Below are 18,573 nucleotides of genomic sequence, written 5' to 3'. Positions count from 1 at the left end.
GTTTTCACAAAAGTAAAAAAACCATTAAGAAAAACCTCAAATAAAGTACTTCTTAATGGTTTATAGTAACGTAGCTAAAAATAGAGGCTTTAGAGCACTGTTCTACGATAGGTTTTCAATAACCATTGCGCTTGCCCCTCCACCACCATTACAGATAGCTGCGGCGCCGTAACGGCCTTTATTGTTTCTAAGCACAGAGAGCAGCGTAATGAGGATGCGTGATCCGGAACTTCCCAGTGGATGACCCAATGAAACGGCGCCTCCCTGCACATTAACCTTAGAGCTGTCCAGTCCAAGAATTTTGTTGTTAGCGAGTCCCACTACGGAAAAAGCCTCGTTGAATTCAAAGAAATCGATATCGGAAAGTTCCAGGTTTGCTTTCTTTAGTGCAATAGGAAGTGCCTTTGCCGGTGCAGTGGTGAACCATTCCGGCTCGTGCGCTGCATCCGCATATGATACAATACGTGCCAAAGGCGTTAGATTCAATTCTTTTAGTTTCTCCCCGGACACAAGAACCAGCGCGCTGGCCCCGTCATTGAGTGTAGACGCATTGGCCGCAGTGACCGTTCCTTGGTCTTTCTTAAATACCGTGGGCAAAGTGGACATACGGTCAAAATTCACATTCTTGAATTCTTCATCCTCTCTAACTATCAGCGGTTCTCCTTTTCTTTGCGGTACTTCCACTGGTACGACTTCCCAGTCAAACTTTCCTTCGTCCCAAGCTTTTTTGGAGCGCTCGTACGACTCTTTGGCAAACCGGTCCTGATCTTCACGCGAAAAGTCATGTTCCTTGGCGCACTGCTCGGCGCAGACACCCATATGGACTTGATTGTATACATCGGTCAAACCGTCCACAAGCATTCCGTCGCGCATCTTCACATCGCCAAGCTTAGTGGCATTACGGGCATTGAAGTAGTGCGGCACCTGAGACATGTTTTCCATTCCTCCTGCCACGATCACATCTACATCACCTGCCTTAATAGCTTGGGCAGCCATTGCCACTGCCTTCATTCCCGAAGCACAAACTTTGTTTACTGTAGTACTGGGTGTATTTTGAGATAACCCTGCGCCCAGGGCGACCTGGCGAGCGGGTGCCTGGCCTTCTCCTGCCTGGAGTACATTTCCCATGTAGATTTCTTCCACCAAGTCCGACGCAATACCGGCCTTGCTTAGTGCCCCTTTTACGGCAATGGAACCCAGCTTAGTTGCTGCAACAGTGGAAAGGCTTCCCATAAAACTTCCCATCGGTGTACGGGCTACGCCTACAATATAAACTTCTTTCATTTCTAATTATTTCTTTAAAGTATGTGAATGGTTAAAAATACAAAAAAAAATGCACCCAATAGAGGGTGCAATTCGTTTAAGGATATGGCACTAGTGCGCCACGGTAAAGCTTTGGTCCTTATGGTGTTTATGTTTGAACAGCACCGCAAATAACACCGTAACTACCAATGCATAGAGGGCAAAGGCTATCCATATTTCTGACCACATCTTTTCCCCTGAAGGTAAAGTGTAGTAGGTTCCGATTAACCAACCGCTCACCGAGCTTCCTAAAATAGCACCAAAACCATTGGTCATCATCATGAAAAGTCCCTGAGCACTTGACCTGATTTTACTATCGGTAGTGGATTCCACAAACAGTGATCCTGAAATATTGAAGAAATCAAAGGCCATCCCGTAAATGACATTGGAAAGGATAATAAGTACAAGTCCCCAACCTTCTGGTCCGGCAAATCCAAAAAACCCAAAACGCAGCACCCAGGCAAACATGGAAATAAGCATGACCTGTTTAATTCCAAAGCGTCTTAGAAAGAAAGGAATAGCTAGGATAAAGACCGTCTCAGAAATCTGAGAAATGGAAATGATCATTGTGGAGTATTGTACCACCGCACTATCCCGGAATGCTTCCACCGATCCAAAATCCTTAAGGAAAGTATCGCCGTACATGTTGGTCAGCTGCAGGGCTGCCCCTAGGAACATGGAAAAAACAAAGAACAGAGCCATCTTCCTTTCCTTAAAGAGTCGAAAAGCGTCCAGGCCCAATTTTTCAGCAAGAGTAGCTTGCTCACGAATGAGTCTTGGCGGTGGACACTTAGGAAGGAAGAAAGCGTAAACACCTAGAAAAATGGCTACCATACCAGCAATGTAAAACTGGTTTGCATTTATAGAACTACCGAAGAATGAAGCCAGGCTCTCACCCATAGCAATACCTGTGGTAGAAAAGGACTGTTCGTCACTAAAGATATTGGTACACCACATGGCAACTATAAATCCAATCGTTCCCCATACGCGAATAGGAGGAAATACCTTAACTACATCGTACTGGCTGTCCTTGAGCAATTTATAGGAAATAGAATTGGAAAGGGAAAGTGTAGGCATATAGAAACACATTCCTGCCAAAAGGATCCAAAAAAACACACCTGGATCGTCTGTCTTTGCCAAGAGAAACAAGGTTACACCATACGCAATGTGCAGTATTGCGTACAGCTTCTCCGCATTAATCCACTTGTCGGCCACTATCCCCATAAGGGCTGGCATGAATATGGAAGCTATACCAAGGGTGGAAAATACCGCACCGAATTCAGCGCCACTCCACTGCTTATAGGAAAATCCGTAGGTTCCAAGGGTTGTAAGCCAAGCCCCCCAAACAAAAAACTGTAAGAAGCTCAGTAAGGTAAGTCGTAATTTTAAATTCATGAGTACAAAATAATAAAAAGCCCCGGTGGATCACTACGCCGGATAAGGGAGTAGATAATCAGCCGAGGCCACTATATAAACTTAGTCAATCTTTTTCTTTCTGCGTTTGATTTCTTCCTGCAGTTCCAGAGCAGTATCAAAGTCCTCTTCTTTTACGGCCTGATCGAGCAAACTCTGAAGCTCTTCCAGGGTAAGGGCCTGCAGGTTGGTGGAATGGGCCTTGTCTTGTTCTACCTGATGATCAGAGGATGCAGTGGAGGCCTCATCCAATTCAAGTAAAATGCCTGCTTCATTTAATACCTGCGCAGTGGTGTAAATGGGCGCGTCAAACCGAACTGCCATGGCCACCGCGTCCGAGGTTCTAGCATCCAGGATAAGCTCCTCTCCATTTTGCGTACTGCGGAAGTTTATATTGGAGAAAAACACTCCATCGATTATCTGGTAGATTATTACCGACACCAACTCGTACTGCATACTTCGCACAAATTGTGAGAAAAGATCATGCGTTAGCGGCCGAGGCGGATGAATATCCTTTTCCAATCCAAGCGAGATCGACTGCGCTTCAAAATTTCCTATGACAACAGGTAATTTCACGCCCGTATCCTCGTGCTCAAGCAGCAGAGCATAGGCACCCGATTGGGTCTGGCTATAGGATATTCCACGAATTATCAGTTGTTTGTAATCCATACGCAAATATAAAAATATTAAAGGTAAACTCAGAGTATTTTTTAGACCGAAGTCCAATCCAAAAAAAAGGTGCTTAGGAATTGTTTCCCAAGCACCTTTCAGTGTTCATTACTGCCCGTTAAGACCTTTCTTTTTCGTCTTCTGGCTCCAATTTAGCGATTGCTTTCTTTCCACCGCGTTTACGTAGCAAGTCGTACGACACAGCCGAGGCAATAAACCAGGTAGAATAAGTACCAAAGCCTACCCCAATAAGCAGTGCAAACATAAACCCGCGTAGATTTTCTCCACCCACAATAAAGATTGCAAGAATAACCAAAAAGGTCATAAAGGCTGTGTTAAACGTTCTTCCCAGTGTACTGGAGATAGAATCATTGAATAGTGCCTTAAGAGTAAGCGATTTTTTCTCCTGCAGAAACTCTCGAATACGGTCAAAGATAATAACCGTATCGTTGATGGAATAACCTAGTACCGTAAGGATCGCGGCAATGAAATCCTGATTGATCTCCATACTAAATGGCATCACATTCTTTAGTAAAGAATAAGCACCTAGAATGACAATGGAGTCATGCACGAGGGATGCAATAGCCCCGGTAGAAAATTGCCACCTTTTAAAGCGCAGCAATATGTAAAGGAAAATACCCACCAGAGAAATTGCCAAAGCAAGTACCCCGCCTTTCTTGATATCATCGGCTACCGTAGGTCCTACTTTCACCGAACTTATAATTCCGTAATTGTCCGCACCGGAATCCTTAAAAGATTCAATCTTAGCATCTTTTGGTAGATACGACTTAAGTCCCTCAAAAATTTTCTTCTCTACATCCAGGTCCGCCTCAAGACTTTCCTCGTCAATACGGTAGTCGGTTGTAATCTTTAGCTGGTTGTCCGTACCGAAGGTTTTTACATCTACGGCACTCTCCTCTCCCTCTTTGTTTATTAGGGTATTCTGAAGACTTGTCTGGGCATCGTTAGCCACAACATCTTTGTCGAAACGTACCACATACGAGCGACCACCGTTAAAATCCACTCCAAATTTAAATCCTTGCGTAAGGATTGAGGCCAAAGCGATGACGGTGATTATACCCGAGAAGATATAAGCATATTTTCTTTTACCAATAAAATCGAACCATGTGTTTCTAAAGAGGTTCTTGGAAAATGCAGTCCAAACCGAAAGCCCTTTACCTTTATTCAGGCGGTTGAATATCAAGACCCTGGTAAGTAGTACACAGGTAAACATCGACATTAGAATACCGATACCCAAGGTTACTGCGAACCCTTTGATGGGTCCAGTTCCAAATACATAGAGAACCACTGCAGTAAGTAGGGAAGTTATATTTCCGTCAATGATGGCGGATAGGGAAAATTTGAATCCTTCATTATAGGCTTCCTTGATGTTCTTCCCTGCGAATAGCTCTTCCTTCGTACGTTCGTACACGATTACATTGGCATCAATAGCCATTGCCATGGAAAGCACAATACCCGCGATACCAGGCAAGGTAAGAGTTGCGTCCACCGAGTCCATGATACCCATGAGATAGAATAGGTTGATGGTCATAGCGATCACCGCATACACACCCGCGCCCCCGTAGTATACTATAAGGTAAATGATAACAATTAAAAAGGCAATGGCAAAAGACCACATTCCTGAGCTAACGGATTCGGCTCCTAGGGATGGTCCTACCACTTCGGCCTGAACAATCTTCGCCCCTGCAGGAAGTTTACCTGCTCCCAGTACATTGACCAGGTCCTGTGCCTCTTCTTGGGTGAAACTACCTGAAATTTGCGTTCTACCGTTAGGAATCTTATTAATTACATTAGGCGCAGTGTATACTACATTGTCCAAGGTCACTGCTACTGGCTTACCAACATTTTTCTCTGTTAGGGTTGCCCAATCCTTCGCTCCTTTACTGTCCATCTGCATGTCCACCACGATTCTTCCCAGTTCGTCGTAACTGATATTGGCGGTTTCAACCGCTCCGTCTACTGGTGCCTTTTGGTTGATGTTTCCACGCACTGCGTAGAGTACTAAATTACCTTCGTTGCCGGAGTCCGGTTTGTACCCCCACTCAAATTTGGTATACTTGATATTACTTGGTCGCGCGTCCTTAGCAATCTTGCTGTTTAAGATCTTGTTTACAACAGCAGTATCGGAGAGCTTTACATTCGCTACCCCGTTGGTCTGCAAGGAATTGATATTGATTAGATTATCAAAGTTGGTTCCTTTTGGCACTCCAATGGAATCCGCCTTGACGGATACCAAGGTCCCTAATTGCTGAAAATACGGAAATACCTCAGGCAGTTCCTGTACCTCCCAGAATTGGAGTTTTGCAGAGGTTTGAAGCATTTTCTTGACGCGGTCAATGTCTTTAACCCCCGGCATCTCCACAGAGATACGACCCGTTCCGGGAACACGTTGTACGTTGGGCTGCGTCACACCCATTTTATCAATACGCGTACGTATTACTTCGTAGGCAGTACCGGTGGATAGTTCGATGCGCTTGGATACTATGTCTTGAACTTCCTGATCTGTTGAGTTAAATTTTATTTCCGTTAGATTGGTATTCCCAAATATCTCAGGGTCTGCAAGTTTAAGGTTTGTTCCTTTTTCCTTATTTACAATCTGGAACTGCTCAAAGAAGTTCTCAATGTACGGCTTGGTGGAATTCTTCTGCGCTTGATCCGTGCGGTCTAGAGCTTCAAGAAGTACAGGATTGGTAGAATAATTGGTTAAATTATTCACCAAGTCTCTTTGATTGATTTCCAGAAGTACGTTTATACCTCCTTTTAGGTCCAAACCAAGCTTCATTTCTTTTTCTTTGGCCTTAGTATAATGCAGTTCAGTGAAACCCAGATCCAAAGTGTCTCCAGCGAGCCTTTCCAGCTCTTTCTGGTATTTTACCGGATCATCTCCCGCCAGCGCATTAGCCTGGTTTTCCACCTTGTTTGCATACCAGGTAGGTAGCAGTTCATTGAGACAGATCAGCCCCAAAATGATTGCTACGATTGTAATAAGTCCTTTTCCTTGCATTTTAATTACAACATTAAATTTTAGTCGGCAAATATAATGATTTCCAAATGAATTAAGAATTTTTAACAGACGAAATGGTCGGTAAATAAACCACAGCACAGTGTTAAACAGCAACTTTGGCTATCCTGCTTGCAAACGGTCCGATGCGTAGCGCTTCCACCTGCTTAAGTTCAAACATAAAAATGCAGGACCTATCCAAAAGGTCCTGCGCAGTAGTACATAGAGTTTGGTGCTTGTAGAGTTACACCGTCATTGAAAATATTCGTGTCTCAGGCTGATTCCTTAGCATTCTCAAATCAAAGGTCATTGCTACATTCCGTGTAAAAGGGCGTCCCTTCTCTGTAATTTGGATCTTACCTTCAGTAAGTTCCACTAATCCGTCCTGCTGCATTTCCCTTAGTTTCTCCAGAGCTTGTGGCAATTCATCGAAATAATTAGAGGAATCCCACTCCGTAGTCAAACGGCACATAAGATTAAGGATGTGTTGTCGGATGATTAGATCCTCGCTGCTCAAAATATGGCCCTTCACTACGGGTATAATCCCCTCTTCTACCATTTTCTGGTACCCTTCCACCGTCTTTTCATTCTGTGCAAAGCCAAACCAACTGTCGGAAATTGCGCTCATTCCCAGACCCACCATCAGCAGAGTTTTACTTGAAGAATACCCCATAAAGTTCCTGTGTATGGTTCCTTTAAGAAGACTTTGGTAGAGCTCGTCGTGCTCCAGGGAGAAATGGTCCATTCCCACTTCCCTATAGCCCAGCTCCTCCAACAGCTGTTTTCCGTTCTCGTACAGTCTTCGTTTTTCCTCACCGCTTGGTAAATCGTTTTCATCAAATCCCCTTTGCCCTACCCCCTTGATCCAAGGGACGTGGGCATAGGAATAGAATGCAAGGCGGTCCGGTTTGAGTTCCATGGTCCTACGAATCGTATGTTCCATCTTCTCCCAATCTTGGTGCGGTAGGCCAAAAACCAAATCGTGGGAAATACTGGTATAACCAATTTCCCTTGCCCATCGGGTCACTTTCTCCACATTTTCAAAGGGTTGGATACGGTTGATTGCTTTTTGTACGATTGGATCGTAGTCCTGCACTCCGAAGCTGCAACGCCTAAAACCCAAATCGTAGAGCGTCTCCAGATGCAAATAGGTGGTGTTATTGGGATGGCCCTCGAAGCTGAATTCATGCTGGGGTGCAATATCCGCCTTTGCGAAGATGCCTTCCAGTAGCTTTCGGAGGTTTTCTGCAGAAAAAAATGTCGGCGTACCACCTCCCAGGTGCAGCTCCTTGATTACAGGTTTTTCCTTAAAGAGGTTAAGATAAAGATCCCATTCCTTCAAGACGGATTCCAGATAAGGTGTCTCTACTCCGTGCTGTTTTGTGATACGCTTGTGGCAAGCACAGAAGGTACATAAACTCTCACAGAATGGTAAGTGGATGTAGAGGGAAATCCCCTCACTTTCGTTGCTGTGTTTAAAGGCTTTAAGCACAGAGTCCTCCCATTTCTCCGGGGTAAAGGACTCGGCATCCCAAAAAGGAACCGTAGGATACGAGGTGTATCGTGGTCCTGGTATATTGTATTTATCTATTAAGGACTGAATCATAAGGCAAAAGTACAAATAACTTCGCGGGAGAAAAAAAGTACTGGCTTTATTAAATAGTGACAAATGTCATTTGGACTGAAGAAACGGATTTAAATCCAATCTGGAAATCAGACCATTACCTGCAACAATGAGCGAGGTAGGACTTTCCCAAACGCCCACATAATACCCTTTGCTCTTCAATAGTACCTTCCAGGTTCTTCCTCCATCGCGCGAGAGGGATATATGGTAGTCTCCCACTGCAAGCACATCATTGCCCTTCGATTGTGGCCTGTAGCTTACAAACGTAGTATACCCAGCGTTCGATCCGCTTGCAACAATTTGCCAAGTTTCTCCTGCGTCGTGTGTCACAGCGATGTTCTTTTCATTTTCTTCGGGTTTAAGGTAATTACCTCCTGCAATTATCCCTCGCTCACTATCAAAGAACGCAATACTGTAAATTCCTTGCGAGGGGCTGCCTTGTACAATCGGTGTAGGAAAAACTTCCCACGGGGAATCCTTCTTTTTTCTAAAGACCCGCGCGCTGCTGCCTCCTGTGGCAAACCAAATTGTATCACCGTAGGAGCTGATATTGGAATTGCTAGCCGCAAATGCAGCCTCCCCTGTTCGGTATGGGGGCAAGGATTTTGGGTCTATACGTTTCCAAGTTTCGGTGCCACCGTCCAATGTAAGTAGGGAGGGAAGCTCGCCCTGAGGATCGCTTAGTGCAATACCTACGCCTTGGCGCGTAAAATGAAGGGCATCGTAAAAGGCACTCTTCAGGGTGTCTTCAAACACTTTATGCGCTTTAAGGCTGCTTTTCTCCACGCGAAAGAGTCTTGCTGGCGATCCAATACTGGCGGTGTAAAGCACCCCACCGCGGGCGGCAATGCTTCTAAGTTCCGCGCCTGTGGAATCTACAAGTACCTGTCTGTGCGCTTTACTCCTACCTAAATCCAGCGTTCCCACGCGCCCTTTACTTCCCCCGTAGTACAAGGTAGTTCCTTCCAGATGAAGGGCCCTTATACTAAGCCCCTTTTCATAGTAGAGAGTGTCCAGATGCTGCCCATATAAAAGGCCGCAGCACACACTCACCAGTGCGAAAAAAGCTGTCTTAAAGGCTCCTTTAAAATTCATATCCTTATTTTCTGTATTTGATGTAGTGGTACCCGTAGTATGCCGTATGTACTACCACCATAACGGTAGAGAACAGCACCAGTCCAGAATCATCGCTCACCGCGTTTTGGTGGTGGAGATACGTGAGTACGGCCAGCACTGCGGTAAATAAAAGGCCTGCCACGGCGGTAATCCGGTAATTTTTCGGATCGGCATTGGTTCCGTTCTGCTTTCCTAGGAAGGAGTTCTTAATCCCGCGGTACATATACACATCCAAACCAATCATCATCCAGCATATCAAACGGATCCAGGTGTCAAAAGGAAGAAACGCCATCATTCCAAAGCACACCAGTATTCCAAGAACAGGGATAAGTGGTACCAGTGGGACTTTAAATGCCCGCGGGGCATCGGGCTGGGTACGACGCATCACCAAAACGCCCGCGCACACAAGTATAAAGGCGAAGAGGGTTCCGATACTTGTCATCTCGCCTACCACTCTACCGGGGATTAGCGCTGCGAAAAGACTTACCAGAACAAGGAAAAAAACATTCGATTTAAAAGGCGTGCGGTACTTACTGTGGATTTCAGAAAATACTTTCGGAAGCAATCCGTCTTTACTCATCGAATAAAATACGCGGCTCTGCCCCATAAGCATGACGAGTATTACCGAAGCATACCCCAGTAAAATAGCTACAATAATGGAAGTATTCAGCCACGGATAGGCCGGGGTCACCCTGCCGTTGACTACATCCCCCATCGCTTCAATGGCAATGGCTACCGGTGCCAGATGGTCTGAGCCACCCCCCGCTGTAAACGACTTATAATGTACTACGCCTACCATGACGTACGCAAAAACAATATAAAGCACCGTACAGATAAGTAGCGAACCCAAGATTCCTATTGGCATCGCTCTTTTAGGATTTTTTGTTTCCTGAGCAGCCGTAGATACGGCATCAAATCCAATATAGGCAAAGAACACTATCGCCGCGGCCCGTATGACACCGGACCAGCCGTACTCACCAAATTTTCCGGTGTTTTCTGGAATCAGGGGTGTAAGGTTCTCGGGCTTTATATACTTGAAACCTACCAAGATAAATATCAAAACTATGGCCACCTTCAGCACCACTATGCCACCGTTGACCCACGCCGACTCGCTGGTTCCTTTGATAAGTACCAGCGACATGACCACAACAATAAACACCGCTGGAAGATTCACAATCCCCATTTCTCCTGCGCTGGTCAAATCGAAGGGCGTGGTCATTAGCCGCTCGGGCAGTGCTACTCCAAAATTATAAAAGAACTTACCCAGGTAACCGGACCAACTCGATGCCACTGTAGCTGCTCCCACGGCATACTCCAGGACCAGGTCCCAGCCAATGATCCATGCAATGAATTCACCCATCGTAGCGTACGAATAGGTATAGGCGCTGCCGGCTACTGGTATCATGGAGGCAAACTCCGCGTAACATAGTCCGGCAAAAGCGCAACCCAGAGCCGCAATAATAAAAGAAATCATGATACCTGGTCCGGCGTGGTTGGCCGCAGCCATTCCTGTGATAGAAAAAAGTCCCGCACCAATGATAGCACCTATTCCCAGGGCAACTAAAGAGCCTGCGGTGAGGGTCTTCTTCAGTCCTTTTTCAGATTCGTCGGCTTCTGCCAGCAGTTGATTTAATGGTTTCGTTCTCCAGATATTTGCCATGCTTATCGTTTAGTTTTTTTTCAAAAATATAAATTTTCTAGGCTTTTAAAAGGATTTATGCATGCTTTTTCGTGTCTCTTTGCAAAAAAAGCAACCTTTAGCGTTTTACAGGCAGGCAGGATACGTAAAAATTACTCTAGGCATAGTATAGTAAAATCATAAAACAGTATATTTGGGTGATGAATGTACAGGAGCTACTTTTTGCCCCCTACCAGGGCTATTCCACTCTGCAAATAACCCTAGAAATTACGGCCGCCCTCTTTGGGCTCCTAAGTGTATACTTCTCCATGAAGAAAAGCATTTGGGTCTATCCCACGGGCATTCTATCCACCACTATCTACGTTTATATTCTGTTTGTTTTTGGTCTTTTAGGGGACATGCTTATCAATGTATACTATACGATTATGAGCATCTACGGCTGGGTTCTTTGGTCGCGGAGTGCAGACAGTAATTTTAAAGTCCAGGTGGAATATACCACACCCAGGCAATGGATCATCGCCGGAGTTCTATTCACCGCCAGTCTTCTTCTTGTGTTATTGATCTACTATTACAAACCGGCTATAGACAATGGATTCTCCACCGCAAGTGTCTCTCTGGGATTTGCGCATCTGGATTGGGCCAATTACTTGGACATTCTAACCACCTCCATCTTTCTGGTAGGAATGTGGCTGATGGCAAAACGTAAGATTGAGAATTGGATCTTTTGGATCGTAGGGGACATCATCTGCGTTCCAATGTTCCTGTATAAAGGACTTGCCATCACGTCCTTACAGTACCTACTTTTTACGGTACTTGCCTATCTGGGCTATCGCGCGTGGATTCGTTCCGCTCAGGACACGCTCGAATTGGGAAAATCTTAACCTTCCCAGGGCAATAAAAAAAAAGCATATTTTACTATCTTTGGCCACTTATAGGCACGTAGCATATGAATACAGTGGAGTTTTTCAAATACCAAGGCACGGGAAATGATTTTATCATGGTAGACAACCGTAGCCTTTCTTTCCCTAAGTCCCAAGAAATTATCGAAAGGCTCTGCCACAGGCGTTTTGGCATTGGAGCGGACGGATTGATTCTTCTGGAAGATTCTAGGGAGTACGATTTTCAGATGGTATACTACAACTCCGACGGCGCACAAAGCACCATGTGCGGAAATGGAGGAAGGTGCATTGTGGCTTTTGCCCACGATTTGGGCCTTATTTCCTCAAGCTGCCGATTCATGGCGGTAGACGGTTTGCACCATGCTACTATTCGCAACGGTTCTGTCGCTCTTGGAATGGTTGACGTATCGGCAATCCATCCCCACGGTGAGGAATTTATTCTAAATACAGGATCGCCCCATTTGGTATGTCCGGTGGAAAAAGTTTCTGAAATAGAGGTGGCCAGTTTAGGGCGCTATAAAAGAAACGAAGAACCTTTTAAAAAGGAAGGAATCAATGTAAATTTTAGCCAGGAACTTTCTCCGGGCAGAATCAAGATACGTACCTACGAGCGGGGTGTGGAGGATGAGACCTTCAGCTGTGGAACGGGAGCTACTGCAGCAGCACTGGTCCATATGAGTAGGCACGGTCTCTGTGAGGTGGCTGTCGAAGTAGTAGGCGGCGAACTAACCATAAGAGGCCGTCAAAAAACAGACGGGTCCTTTGAAAATATCTGGCTGGAAGGACCAGCAAAAAACGTATTTAAAGGAGAAATCCTAGTCTAAATTTTCCGATTTTCAATTATGAAAAAGAAACTAACCATCATTTTGGCAATCGCAGCCGTACTTGCAGTGATTATTGGAATAAACTACTACAAAAAACACAAACAGGGCAATGTCGCCCAAGAGGGGTATTTCCATATCCCTACCGGAGCAAGCTACACCCAGATCCTGGACAGTATCTCGCCTTATCTGAAAAATGTAGAGAGTTTTAAAAACGTTGCGGAGAGTGAAAATATGGATAAGATTTTCCACCCAGGAAGGTACCGTATCGTTGAAGGGAAAAGCAACATGCAGCTCGTTGAAATGATCAAAAATGGCAACCAGGTGGATCTTAGTTTTCGAATTGGCGATTTTGGAGACGTGTACCAGATGATGGGAAGGGTATCTCGCAGAACGGAGCTGGATTCTCTTTCCTTCATTAAAAAGTTTGACAGCATTGCCAAAAGCAAAGGCCTTTCCAATGCCGAAGATCTCAAACACTACTTTTTCATTGATACCTACAATTTTTTCTGGACCGTGACCCCGGAAGAGTTCTTTTCCAAATTTGAAGACCAGTACAACAAGTTCTGGACTCCGGAAAGGGTAAAACTTCAGTCCCAGTCCGGATTATCCCGCCGAGAGATCTATGCACTGGCCTCTATCGTCTATAAGGAATCGGGTGGCATGAAAGACGAACAGCGCACCATTGCAGGACTGTACCTGAATCGGGTGTCCCGTGGCATGAAACTCCAGAGCGACCCTACCGTAATCTATGCAATCAACAAAGACACCGGCTTTACCCAAGACATAAAAAGAGTGCTGTACAAGCATCTGCGCCACCCCTCGCCTTACAATACCTACGCAAACGAAGGTATACCTCCAGGTCCCATTTGTGTGGTGGATAAAAATTCGGTGGATGCGGTACTCAGCCCTGAAAAGCACAACTACCTATTTATGGCCGCGGACCCGGACCGGCAGGGCTACCACCGGTTTACGGCAAACGACCGTGAGCACGTGAAAAATGCACGCGACTACCAACAGTGGCTCAATTCTAAAAACATTCGCTAAGAACTTTAACACATTTTAAGAGACCCCGATTTTAACATTTCGGGGTTTGTTGTGTCTAATACGGGTATGATGCTTCAAAAAGCACCATACAGAAGAACTATTAACTAAAAAAACAAACGTAGAACTCACAGGATTCCCTTAGAATTCCTGACAAATTAAACTTGATGATTAAAACAGAAATTTCCCAGAATTTTACCCGGAAAACATTAGGACTAACGATCCTACTATCGGCGGCCGCAATGGCTTTTGCACAGGAGAAGGTCAGTATTACAGGAAAAGTGACTGACAAGCAGAACAATCCCGTAGCCTATGCTTCGGTGACCTATTCCCACCCTACCAACAAACTACTCAGTGATGCCACCCTAACGGACGAAAACGGTCAGTACAGTCTACAGGTTGCTCCAGGAGTCTATACGGTGGGTATTGAAGCCATCGATTTCAAACCATTCACTGCGGCAGGCAGACAAGTTCGCGGGGGTACGGTAGAGACCATAATGCTGGATCCTGAACAGAGCGCAACCATTACCCCTACACAGAATATTGAAGGAGTAACCATCACGGCCACGGCAAGACCCTACCGAGTAGAATTGGATAAAAAGACCTATGATCCATCCACGGATGTAATCAGCAAGGGAGGAAACCTCCAGGATGTACTTCAGAACGTTCCTTCGGTTTCGGTAGATACCGACGGCACTGTCTCTATGCGGGGAAATTCAAACGTACGTTTTCTTATCAACGGTAAACCCTCGGCGCTTCTTGGAATAGACGATGGTGCCAATGCGCTGCAGAGTATTCCAGCAGACCAGATCGAGAGAATCGAGGTAATTACCAACCCTTCCTCTAAATTCGAAGCTTCTGGAACGGCCGGTATCCTTAATATTATCCTTAAGAAAAACAAGCGCGTTGGATTCAACGGCAGCGTTACCGGAACGGTAGGGTATTTACCCAATACCAACCTAAACACCAACCTGAGTTGGAGAAGGGGCAATGCCACGTGGTTTGTGAACGGTGGTGGTGGGTACCGCGAAAACAAAGGGGAGAATAATAACTACGCTACCTTTGACAACCGCGGGATAGCACAGCAGCTTCTTACCTCCAATGCGGAGTCAGAAAATAACAACGAAATGAAAAACTATAACGCTACGGCGGGATTAGTGTACGATTTCACAGACAAGACCTCGGCCAACATCTCCATATCCACCAGAAGTTTTCAAGGCGATAGTGAAGGAACTGTAAGTACTGCAATGACCTACAACGGTATCGATAATTCCAATACCTCGACGCTCTATCCGCTACAGAAAATTCGTACCACACTTGGAAACAATGAAAATAAAGCCCTGCAGGCCGATTTTGGCGTAGACCATAAGATTGGCGACAAAGGACAGAATATATCCGTCTCTGTGAGCTTACAGAAGAACCAGTCGGAAGGAATCAACGACATTACCGAGACTAGAAACGGAGCCTATTTCCGCTTGGATGAAACCCTTCAGAATACAGAAAACAGCACGGTTATAGGTAAAGTAGATTACGAGCTCCCACTAGGCGAAAATGCAAAAATTGAAGCCGGATACCGTTTTGACCGTAATGTAAACGACTACGATTATGCCGTGTGGAACGAAGGAATCGTTAATCCTGACTTCACCAGCGTGACGAATTATAAAGAAATGTTCAACGCCTTTTACGTGCAGTTTAAAAGCCGGATTGGAGAGAAATTTGCCTACCAGCTTGGCCTTCGGGATGAAATATCCAAAGTGGATGTGGATTTTAGAAACCTCACCTCCCAGGAACCTGCCATCAGCAAGAGCTATAACAACTTATTCCCTTCGGTATTTTTCAGCTACGACCTAGCGCAGAACAACCAATTGCTATTGAACTATTCACGCCGAATCAACCGGCCACGTTCCTGGTTTTTGGTTCCATTCAACAGCTATAACGACAGTGATAATATATTTAGTGGTAATCCGGACCTGAATCCATCCTATGTCAACTCCTTTGAGCTGGGGTACAGCCTTCAGAAAAGAAAGATTACACTGAATCCTACCCTATACTTCAACCACGAGGAGGACGAAACCCAAATGGTGAACCTGTACAACTTCGAGAGGCAGCGATTTGAAACCAAGCCCTACAACATAGGCAACGAGCAGCGCTACGGTTTGGACCTAAACTTCACCTACGACCCTATTTCCTGGCTAAAGTTAATGGGTAATGTAGATTTGTTCGGATACCGCAGCGAAGGGGAATTCACCTACAATTCGTTGGTGGACGGTGTGGCCACCCCGGTGACTCTTTCCTTCAATGGCGAAGGATTCTCCACCCGCGCCCGACTCAACACTACCTTTAAGGTGGACCGTACCTTTACCATGCAACTACAAGGATTCTTCCGTGGAGGACAGAAGACCGATACCAGCAAGCAAGACCCCATGTATGCACTCAACTTTGGTGCCTCCAAGACTATATGGGACGGTAACGGAACCTTCAGTTTCAATATCCAGGATATTTTCAACACCCGAAACCGTACCTTTTATACCTTTGGTGAAGGCTTTGAGAGAAAATCCTATATGCAGTGGATGCCACGTCAATTCTCACTTTCCTTTACGTACCGATTCCGTCAGGGAGACCGCGTAGATCAGCCACGTAACAAGAAAGACATAAACTCCAATGCAGGCGGAGAGGATGAAATGCCACCAATGTAATTCAGTGGCTGATAAATGAAGCAATTGATTGCTACAAAATAATAAACTGCCCCTAAAAAGTGTCTAACTTTTTGGGGGCAGTTTATTTAGACCGTCCTTTTTTATTTATTATACAATAATAGTATTTGCTTACGTTCCAGTTACTTTAGTCCTATTTTACTGGTTGGCGCTGCGGGATTCTAGATATTGCTGCCATGCCCAAGTAGTTTTAAGTGCCTGATCCAGGGGTGTGGAAGCCTTCCAGTTAAGCTCTTTCTCTGCCTTGGAGGCATCGGCATAGGCTATGGTTATATCTCCTTCCCTTCGCCCTGTAATGGCATAAGGTACTGAGACATTGTTGGCACGCTCAAAGGTCTTAACTATTTCAAGCACAGAGGATCCTTCGCCTGTGCCCAAATTGTATATGTCTACTGCGGTTGGCTCCGTTTCTGAGAGCAATTTCTGCAGTGCTGCCACGTGTGCCCTTGCTAAATCCACCACATAAATGTAATCCCTAACGGCAGTACCGTCCTTGGTGGGATAATCCGAGCCGAAAATACTTAATGATTCTCTAATTCCTGCCGCAGTCTGCGTTACGTAAGGGACCAAATTGTTTGGAATTCCAATGGGCAGCTCGCCGAGCAAAGCACTGGGATGCGCCCCTATAGGATTGAAATACCTCAAAAGGGAGACTTTCTTTTCATGGGCCTGCGCAAAATCCATCAGAATCTGTTCCCCCATCTGTTTGGTCTTCCCGTAGCTGCTTTCCGGTGCTTTGAGTGGAGCACTCTCATCAATTGGCATGTGATCGGCCTGTCCGTACACCGTGCATGAAGAACTGAATATAAAATTGGAAATATTTCTCTCTTTAAATTCCTGCAGGAGATTGATAAGTGTCACCAGATTGTTTTCGTAGTAGTCGAGCGGAATTACCTGGCTTTCCCCTACAGCTTTGTAGGCCGCAAAATTGATGCAACCCTCTATGGTGTGCGCATCGAGCAGTTGGCTTAACAGTTCTCTGCGCTTCAGGTCAAAGGGATAGAACACCGGCGCAGTACCGGACACTTTCTCAATGTTTTCTAGGATGAATCGCTCTGAATTGGAAAGGTCATCCACAATTACAACCTCAAATCCACTCTTCTGTAGTTCCACTACCGTATGGGACCCGATATATCCTAATCCTCCCGTTACAAGAATTGCCATTTACTCGCCTTTAAAAAATTCAAGAACAGTATCGGTAATGTATTTGAGCTGTTCTTCGTCTAGTTCTGTGTGCATAGGTAGGGAAAGCACCTCCCCGAGTAGTTTATCCGTGCTCTCAAAATCCTTGTCATCACTCTGCTGGAAATACGCTTTTTGTTTACGTAGTGCCACCGGATAGTAAATCATGGACGGGATATCGTGCTCCTGAAGGTACTCTTGAAGTGCTCCGCGCCTTTGGTTTTTTATACGTAACGTATACTGATGGAACACATGGGTCGATTGGGAGCTTCGCACCGGTATAAGCAGATCGCTATGTCCAGAAAAGGCCTCATCGTAAAAGTCTGCGGCCTTACGCCTTGCTTCGTTATAGAGATCAAGATTGGGAAGTTTTTTCCTCAAGACGGCCGCCTGAATGCTGTCTAAACGTGAATTTACCCCGACCTCGTCGTGGTAGTACCTCTCGTACATCCCGTGGTTTACAATACCGCGGATCTTGTGTGCCAAGGCATCGTCGCTGGTAAAGACGGCTCCACCATCACCATAACATCCTAAGTTCTTGGACGGAAAGAACGAGGTGGTACCTAAAACCCCCATCGTACCAGACTTCTTCACTGTACCATCACTAAAGGTGTACTCCGCACCTATGGCCTGCGCGTTGTCTTCGATTACATGCAGTTGGTGGACTTTTGCTATCTCCAAGATCTCCTCCATATCGGCACACTGACCAAAGAGATGCACTGGAATAATGGCCCGCGTACGTGGAGTAATGGCTTTTCTAATCTGTTCTGGATCAATGGTAAACGTATCGTAGTTTACATCCACTAATACGGCTTTTAGACCGAGCAGATGAATCACCTCTACGGTTGCCGCAAAGGTAAAGTCTGCCGTAATTACCTCATCACCAGGTTTTAGGTCCAGGGCCATTAGAGCAATTTGAAGGGCATCGGTCCCGTTGGCGCAAGGTATTACGTGGGGAATCTGTAAATAGTCCTCCAGCTCTTTCTGAAAGAGTTTGACTTCGGGGCCGTTTATAAAGGCAGCAGAGTCCAGCACATTTAGCATTGCGTTATCCACTTCCGGTTTAATTTTATAGTATTGACTCTGCAGGTCAACCATCTGAATTTTTCTCATAGTTTATAATTTGTC

The 18,573-nt window shown here is 45.5% G+C and carries 13 protein-coding genes; 4 read left to right on the top strand and 9 right to left on the bottom strand.

Annotated features, from left to right (window positions below; genetic code table 11):
- Positions 1–102: 102 nt before the first annotated feature.
- The 7 genes from IC612_RS01025 to IC612_RS00995 all read right to left on the bottom strand — a co-directional run bounded on the left by IC612_RS01025 (position 103) and on the right by IC612_RS00995 (position 10,806).
- Positions 103–1,284, bottom strand: a complete 1,182-nt coding sequence (locus IC612_RS01025; protein ID WP_194738306.1) for an acetyl-CoA C-acyltransferase — start codon at positions 1,282–1,284, stop codon at positions 103–105.
- Positions 1,285–1,374: 90 nt separating this feature from the next.
- Positions 1,375–2,697, bottom strand: a complete 1,323-nt coding sequence (locus IC612_RS01020) for a nucleoside permease (RefSeq protein ID WP_194738305.1) — start codon at positions 2,695–2,697, stop codon at positions 1,375–1,377.
- A gap of 81 nt (positions 2,698–2,778) precedes the next feature.
- A complete protein-coding gene (locus IC612_RS01015; RefSeq protein WP_194738304.1) occupies positions 2,779–3,384 on the bottom strand; it encodes a bifunctional nuclease family protein in 606 nt (201 codons plus the stop codon).
- Between the two features lie 118 nt (positions 3,385–3,502).
- Entirely contained in the window at positions 3,503–6,409 is a 2,907-nt protein-coding gene (gene secD, locus IC612_RS01010) for a protein translocase subunit SecD (protein ID WP_194738303.1), read from the bottom strand.
- Positions 6,410–6,650: 241 nt separating this feature from the next.
- Complete coding sequence (gene hemN / locus IC612_RS01005) at positions 6,651–8,009, bottom strand: oxygen-independent coproporphyrinogen III oxidase (RefSeq protein ID WP_194738418.1); 1,359 nt, start codon at positions 8,007–8,009, stop codon at positions 6,651–6,653.
- Positions 8,010–8,078: 69 nt separating this feature from the next.
- Positions 8,079–9,125 carry a WD40/YVTN/BNR-like repeat-containing protein gene (locus IC612_RS01000; protein ID WP_194738302.1) on the bottom strand — a complete coding sequence of 349 codons (1,047 nt, stop codon included), beginning with the start codon at positions 9,123–9,125 and terminating at the stop codon, positions 8,079–8,081.
- A gap of 4 nt (positions 9,126–9,129) precedes the next feature.
- Positions 9,130–10,806 carry an amino acid permease gene (locus IC612_RS00995; RefSeq protein WP_194738301.1) on the bottom strand — a complete coding sequence of 559 codons (1,677 nt, stop codon included), beginning with the start codon at positions 10,804–10,806 and terminating at the stop codon, positions 9,130–9,132.
- Between the two features lie 179 nt (positions 10,807–10,985).
- Here IC612_RS00995 and pnuC point away from each other — a divergent pair, with 179 nt between their 5' ends.
- The 4 genes from pnuC to IC612_RS00975 all read left to right on the top strand — a co-directional run bounded on the left by pnuC (position 10,986) and on the right by IC612_RS00975 (position 16,245).
- Positions 10,986–11,666: a nicotinamide riboside transporter PnuC gene (gene pnuC / locus IC612_RS00990; protein ID WP_194738300.1), complete on the top strand. Its 681-nt coding sequence runs from the start codon at positions 10,986–10,988 to the stop codon at positions 11,664–11,666.
- A 65-nt stretch (positions 11,667–11,731) separates the two neighbouring features.
- Entirely contained in the window at positions 11,732–12,508 is a 777-nt protein-coding gene (gene dapF, locus IC612_RS00985; protein WP_228512816.1) for a diaminopimelate epimerase, read from the top strand.
- Between the two features lie 18 nt (positions 12,509–12,526).
- The gene (gene mltG, locus IC612_RS00980) at positions 12,527–13,552 is read left to right on the top strand and encodes an endolytic transglycosylase MltG (protein ID WP_194738299.1); all 1,026 of its coding nucleotides are present in this window, start codon (positions 12,527–12,529) and stop codon (positions 13,550–13,552) included.
- A gap of 164 nt (positions 13,553–13,716) precedes the next feature.
- Entirely contained in the window at positions 13,717–16,245 is a 2,529-nt protein-coding gene (locus tag IC612_RS00975) for a TonB-dependent receptor domain-containing protein (RefSeq protein WP_194738298.1), read from the top strand.
- A gap of 156 nt (positions 16,246–16,401) precedes the next feature.
- Here IC612_RS00975 and galE read toward each other — a convergent pair whose 3' ends face one another.
- Both galE and IC612_RS00965 read right to left on the bottom strand, forming a co-directional pair.
- Entirely contained in the window at positions 16,402–17,427 is a 1,026-nt protein-coding gene (gene galE / locus IC612_RS00970; RefSeq protein ID WP_194738297.1) for a UDP-glucose 4-epimerase GalE, read from the bottom strand.
- Complete coding sequence (locus tag IC612_RS00965; RefSeq protein ID WP_194738296.1) at positions 17,428–18,558, bottom strand: DegT/DnrJ/EryC1/StrS family aminotransferase; 1,131 nt, start codon at positions 18,556–18,558, stop codon at positions 17,428–17,430.
- Positions 18,559–18,573 lie beyond the last annotated feature (15 nt).

This window comes from Planobacterium oryzisoli (assembly GCF_015354315.1).
GTDB lineage: Bacteria > Bacteroidota > Bacteroidia > Flavobacteriales > Weeksellaceae > Planobacterium_A > Planobacterium_A oryzisoli.
Note: the sequence above shows the minus strand (reverse complement) of the source record. Positions and strands in the feature narration are given on the sequence as shown.

Excerpts from the sequence above, each read along its gene's own strand:
- IC612_RS01025 (WP_194738306.1), bottom strand. The coding sequence starts at position 1,284 with ATGAAAGAAGTTTATATTGTAGGCGTAGCCCGTACACCGATGGGAAGT.
- IC612_RS01020 (WP_194738305.1), bottom strand. The coding sequence starts at position 2,697 with ATGAATTTAAAATTACGACTTACCTTACTGAGCTTCTTACAGTTTTTT.
- IC612_RS01015 (WP_194738304.1), bottom strand. The coding sequence starts at position 3,384 with ATGGATTACAAACAACTGATAATTCGTGGAATATCCTATAGCCAGACC.
- secD (WP_194738303.1), bottom strand. The coding sequence starts at position 6,409 with ATGCAAGGAAAAGGACTTATTACAATCGTAGCAATCATTTTGGGGCTG.
- IC612_RS01000 (WP_194738302.1), bottom strand. The coding sequence starts at position 9,125 with ATGAATTTTAAAGGAGCCTTTAAGACAGCTTTTTTCGCACTGGTGAGT.
- IC612_RS00995 (WP_194738301.1), bottom strand. The coding sequence starts at position 10,806 with ATGGCAAATATCTGGAGAACGAAACCATTAAATCAACTGCTGGCAGAA.
- pnuC (WP_194738300.1), top strand. The coding sequence starts at position 10,986 with ATGAATGTACAGGAGCTACTTTTTGCCCCCTACCAGGGCTATTCCACT.
- dapF (WP_228512816.1), top strand. The coding sequence starts at position 11,732 with ATGAATACAGTGGAGTTTTTCAAATACCAAGGCACGGGAAATGATTTT.
- mltG (WP_194738299.1), top strand. The coding sequence starts at position 12,527 with ATGAAAAAGAAACTAACCATCATTTTGGCAATCGCAGCCGTACTTGCA.
- IC612_RS00975 (WP_194738298.1), top strand. The coding sequence starts at position 13,717 with ATGATTAAAACAGAAATTTCCCAGAATTTTACCCGGAAAACATTAGGA.
- galE (WP_194738297.1), bottom strand. The coding sequence starts at position 17,427 with ATGGCAATTCTTGTAACGGGAGGATTAGGATATATCGGGTCCCATACG.
- IC612_RS00965 (WP_194738296.1), bottom strand. The coding sequence starts at position 18,558 with ATGAGAAAAATTCAGATGGTTGACCTGCAGAGTCAATACTATAAAATT.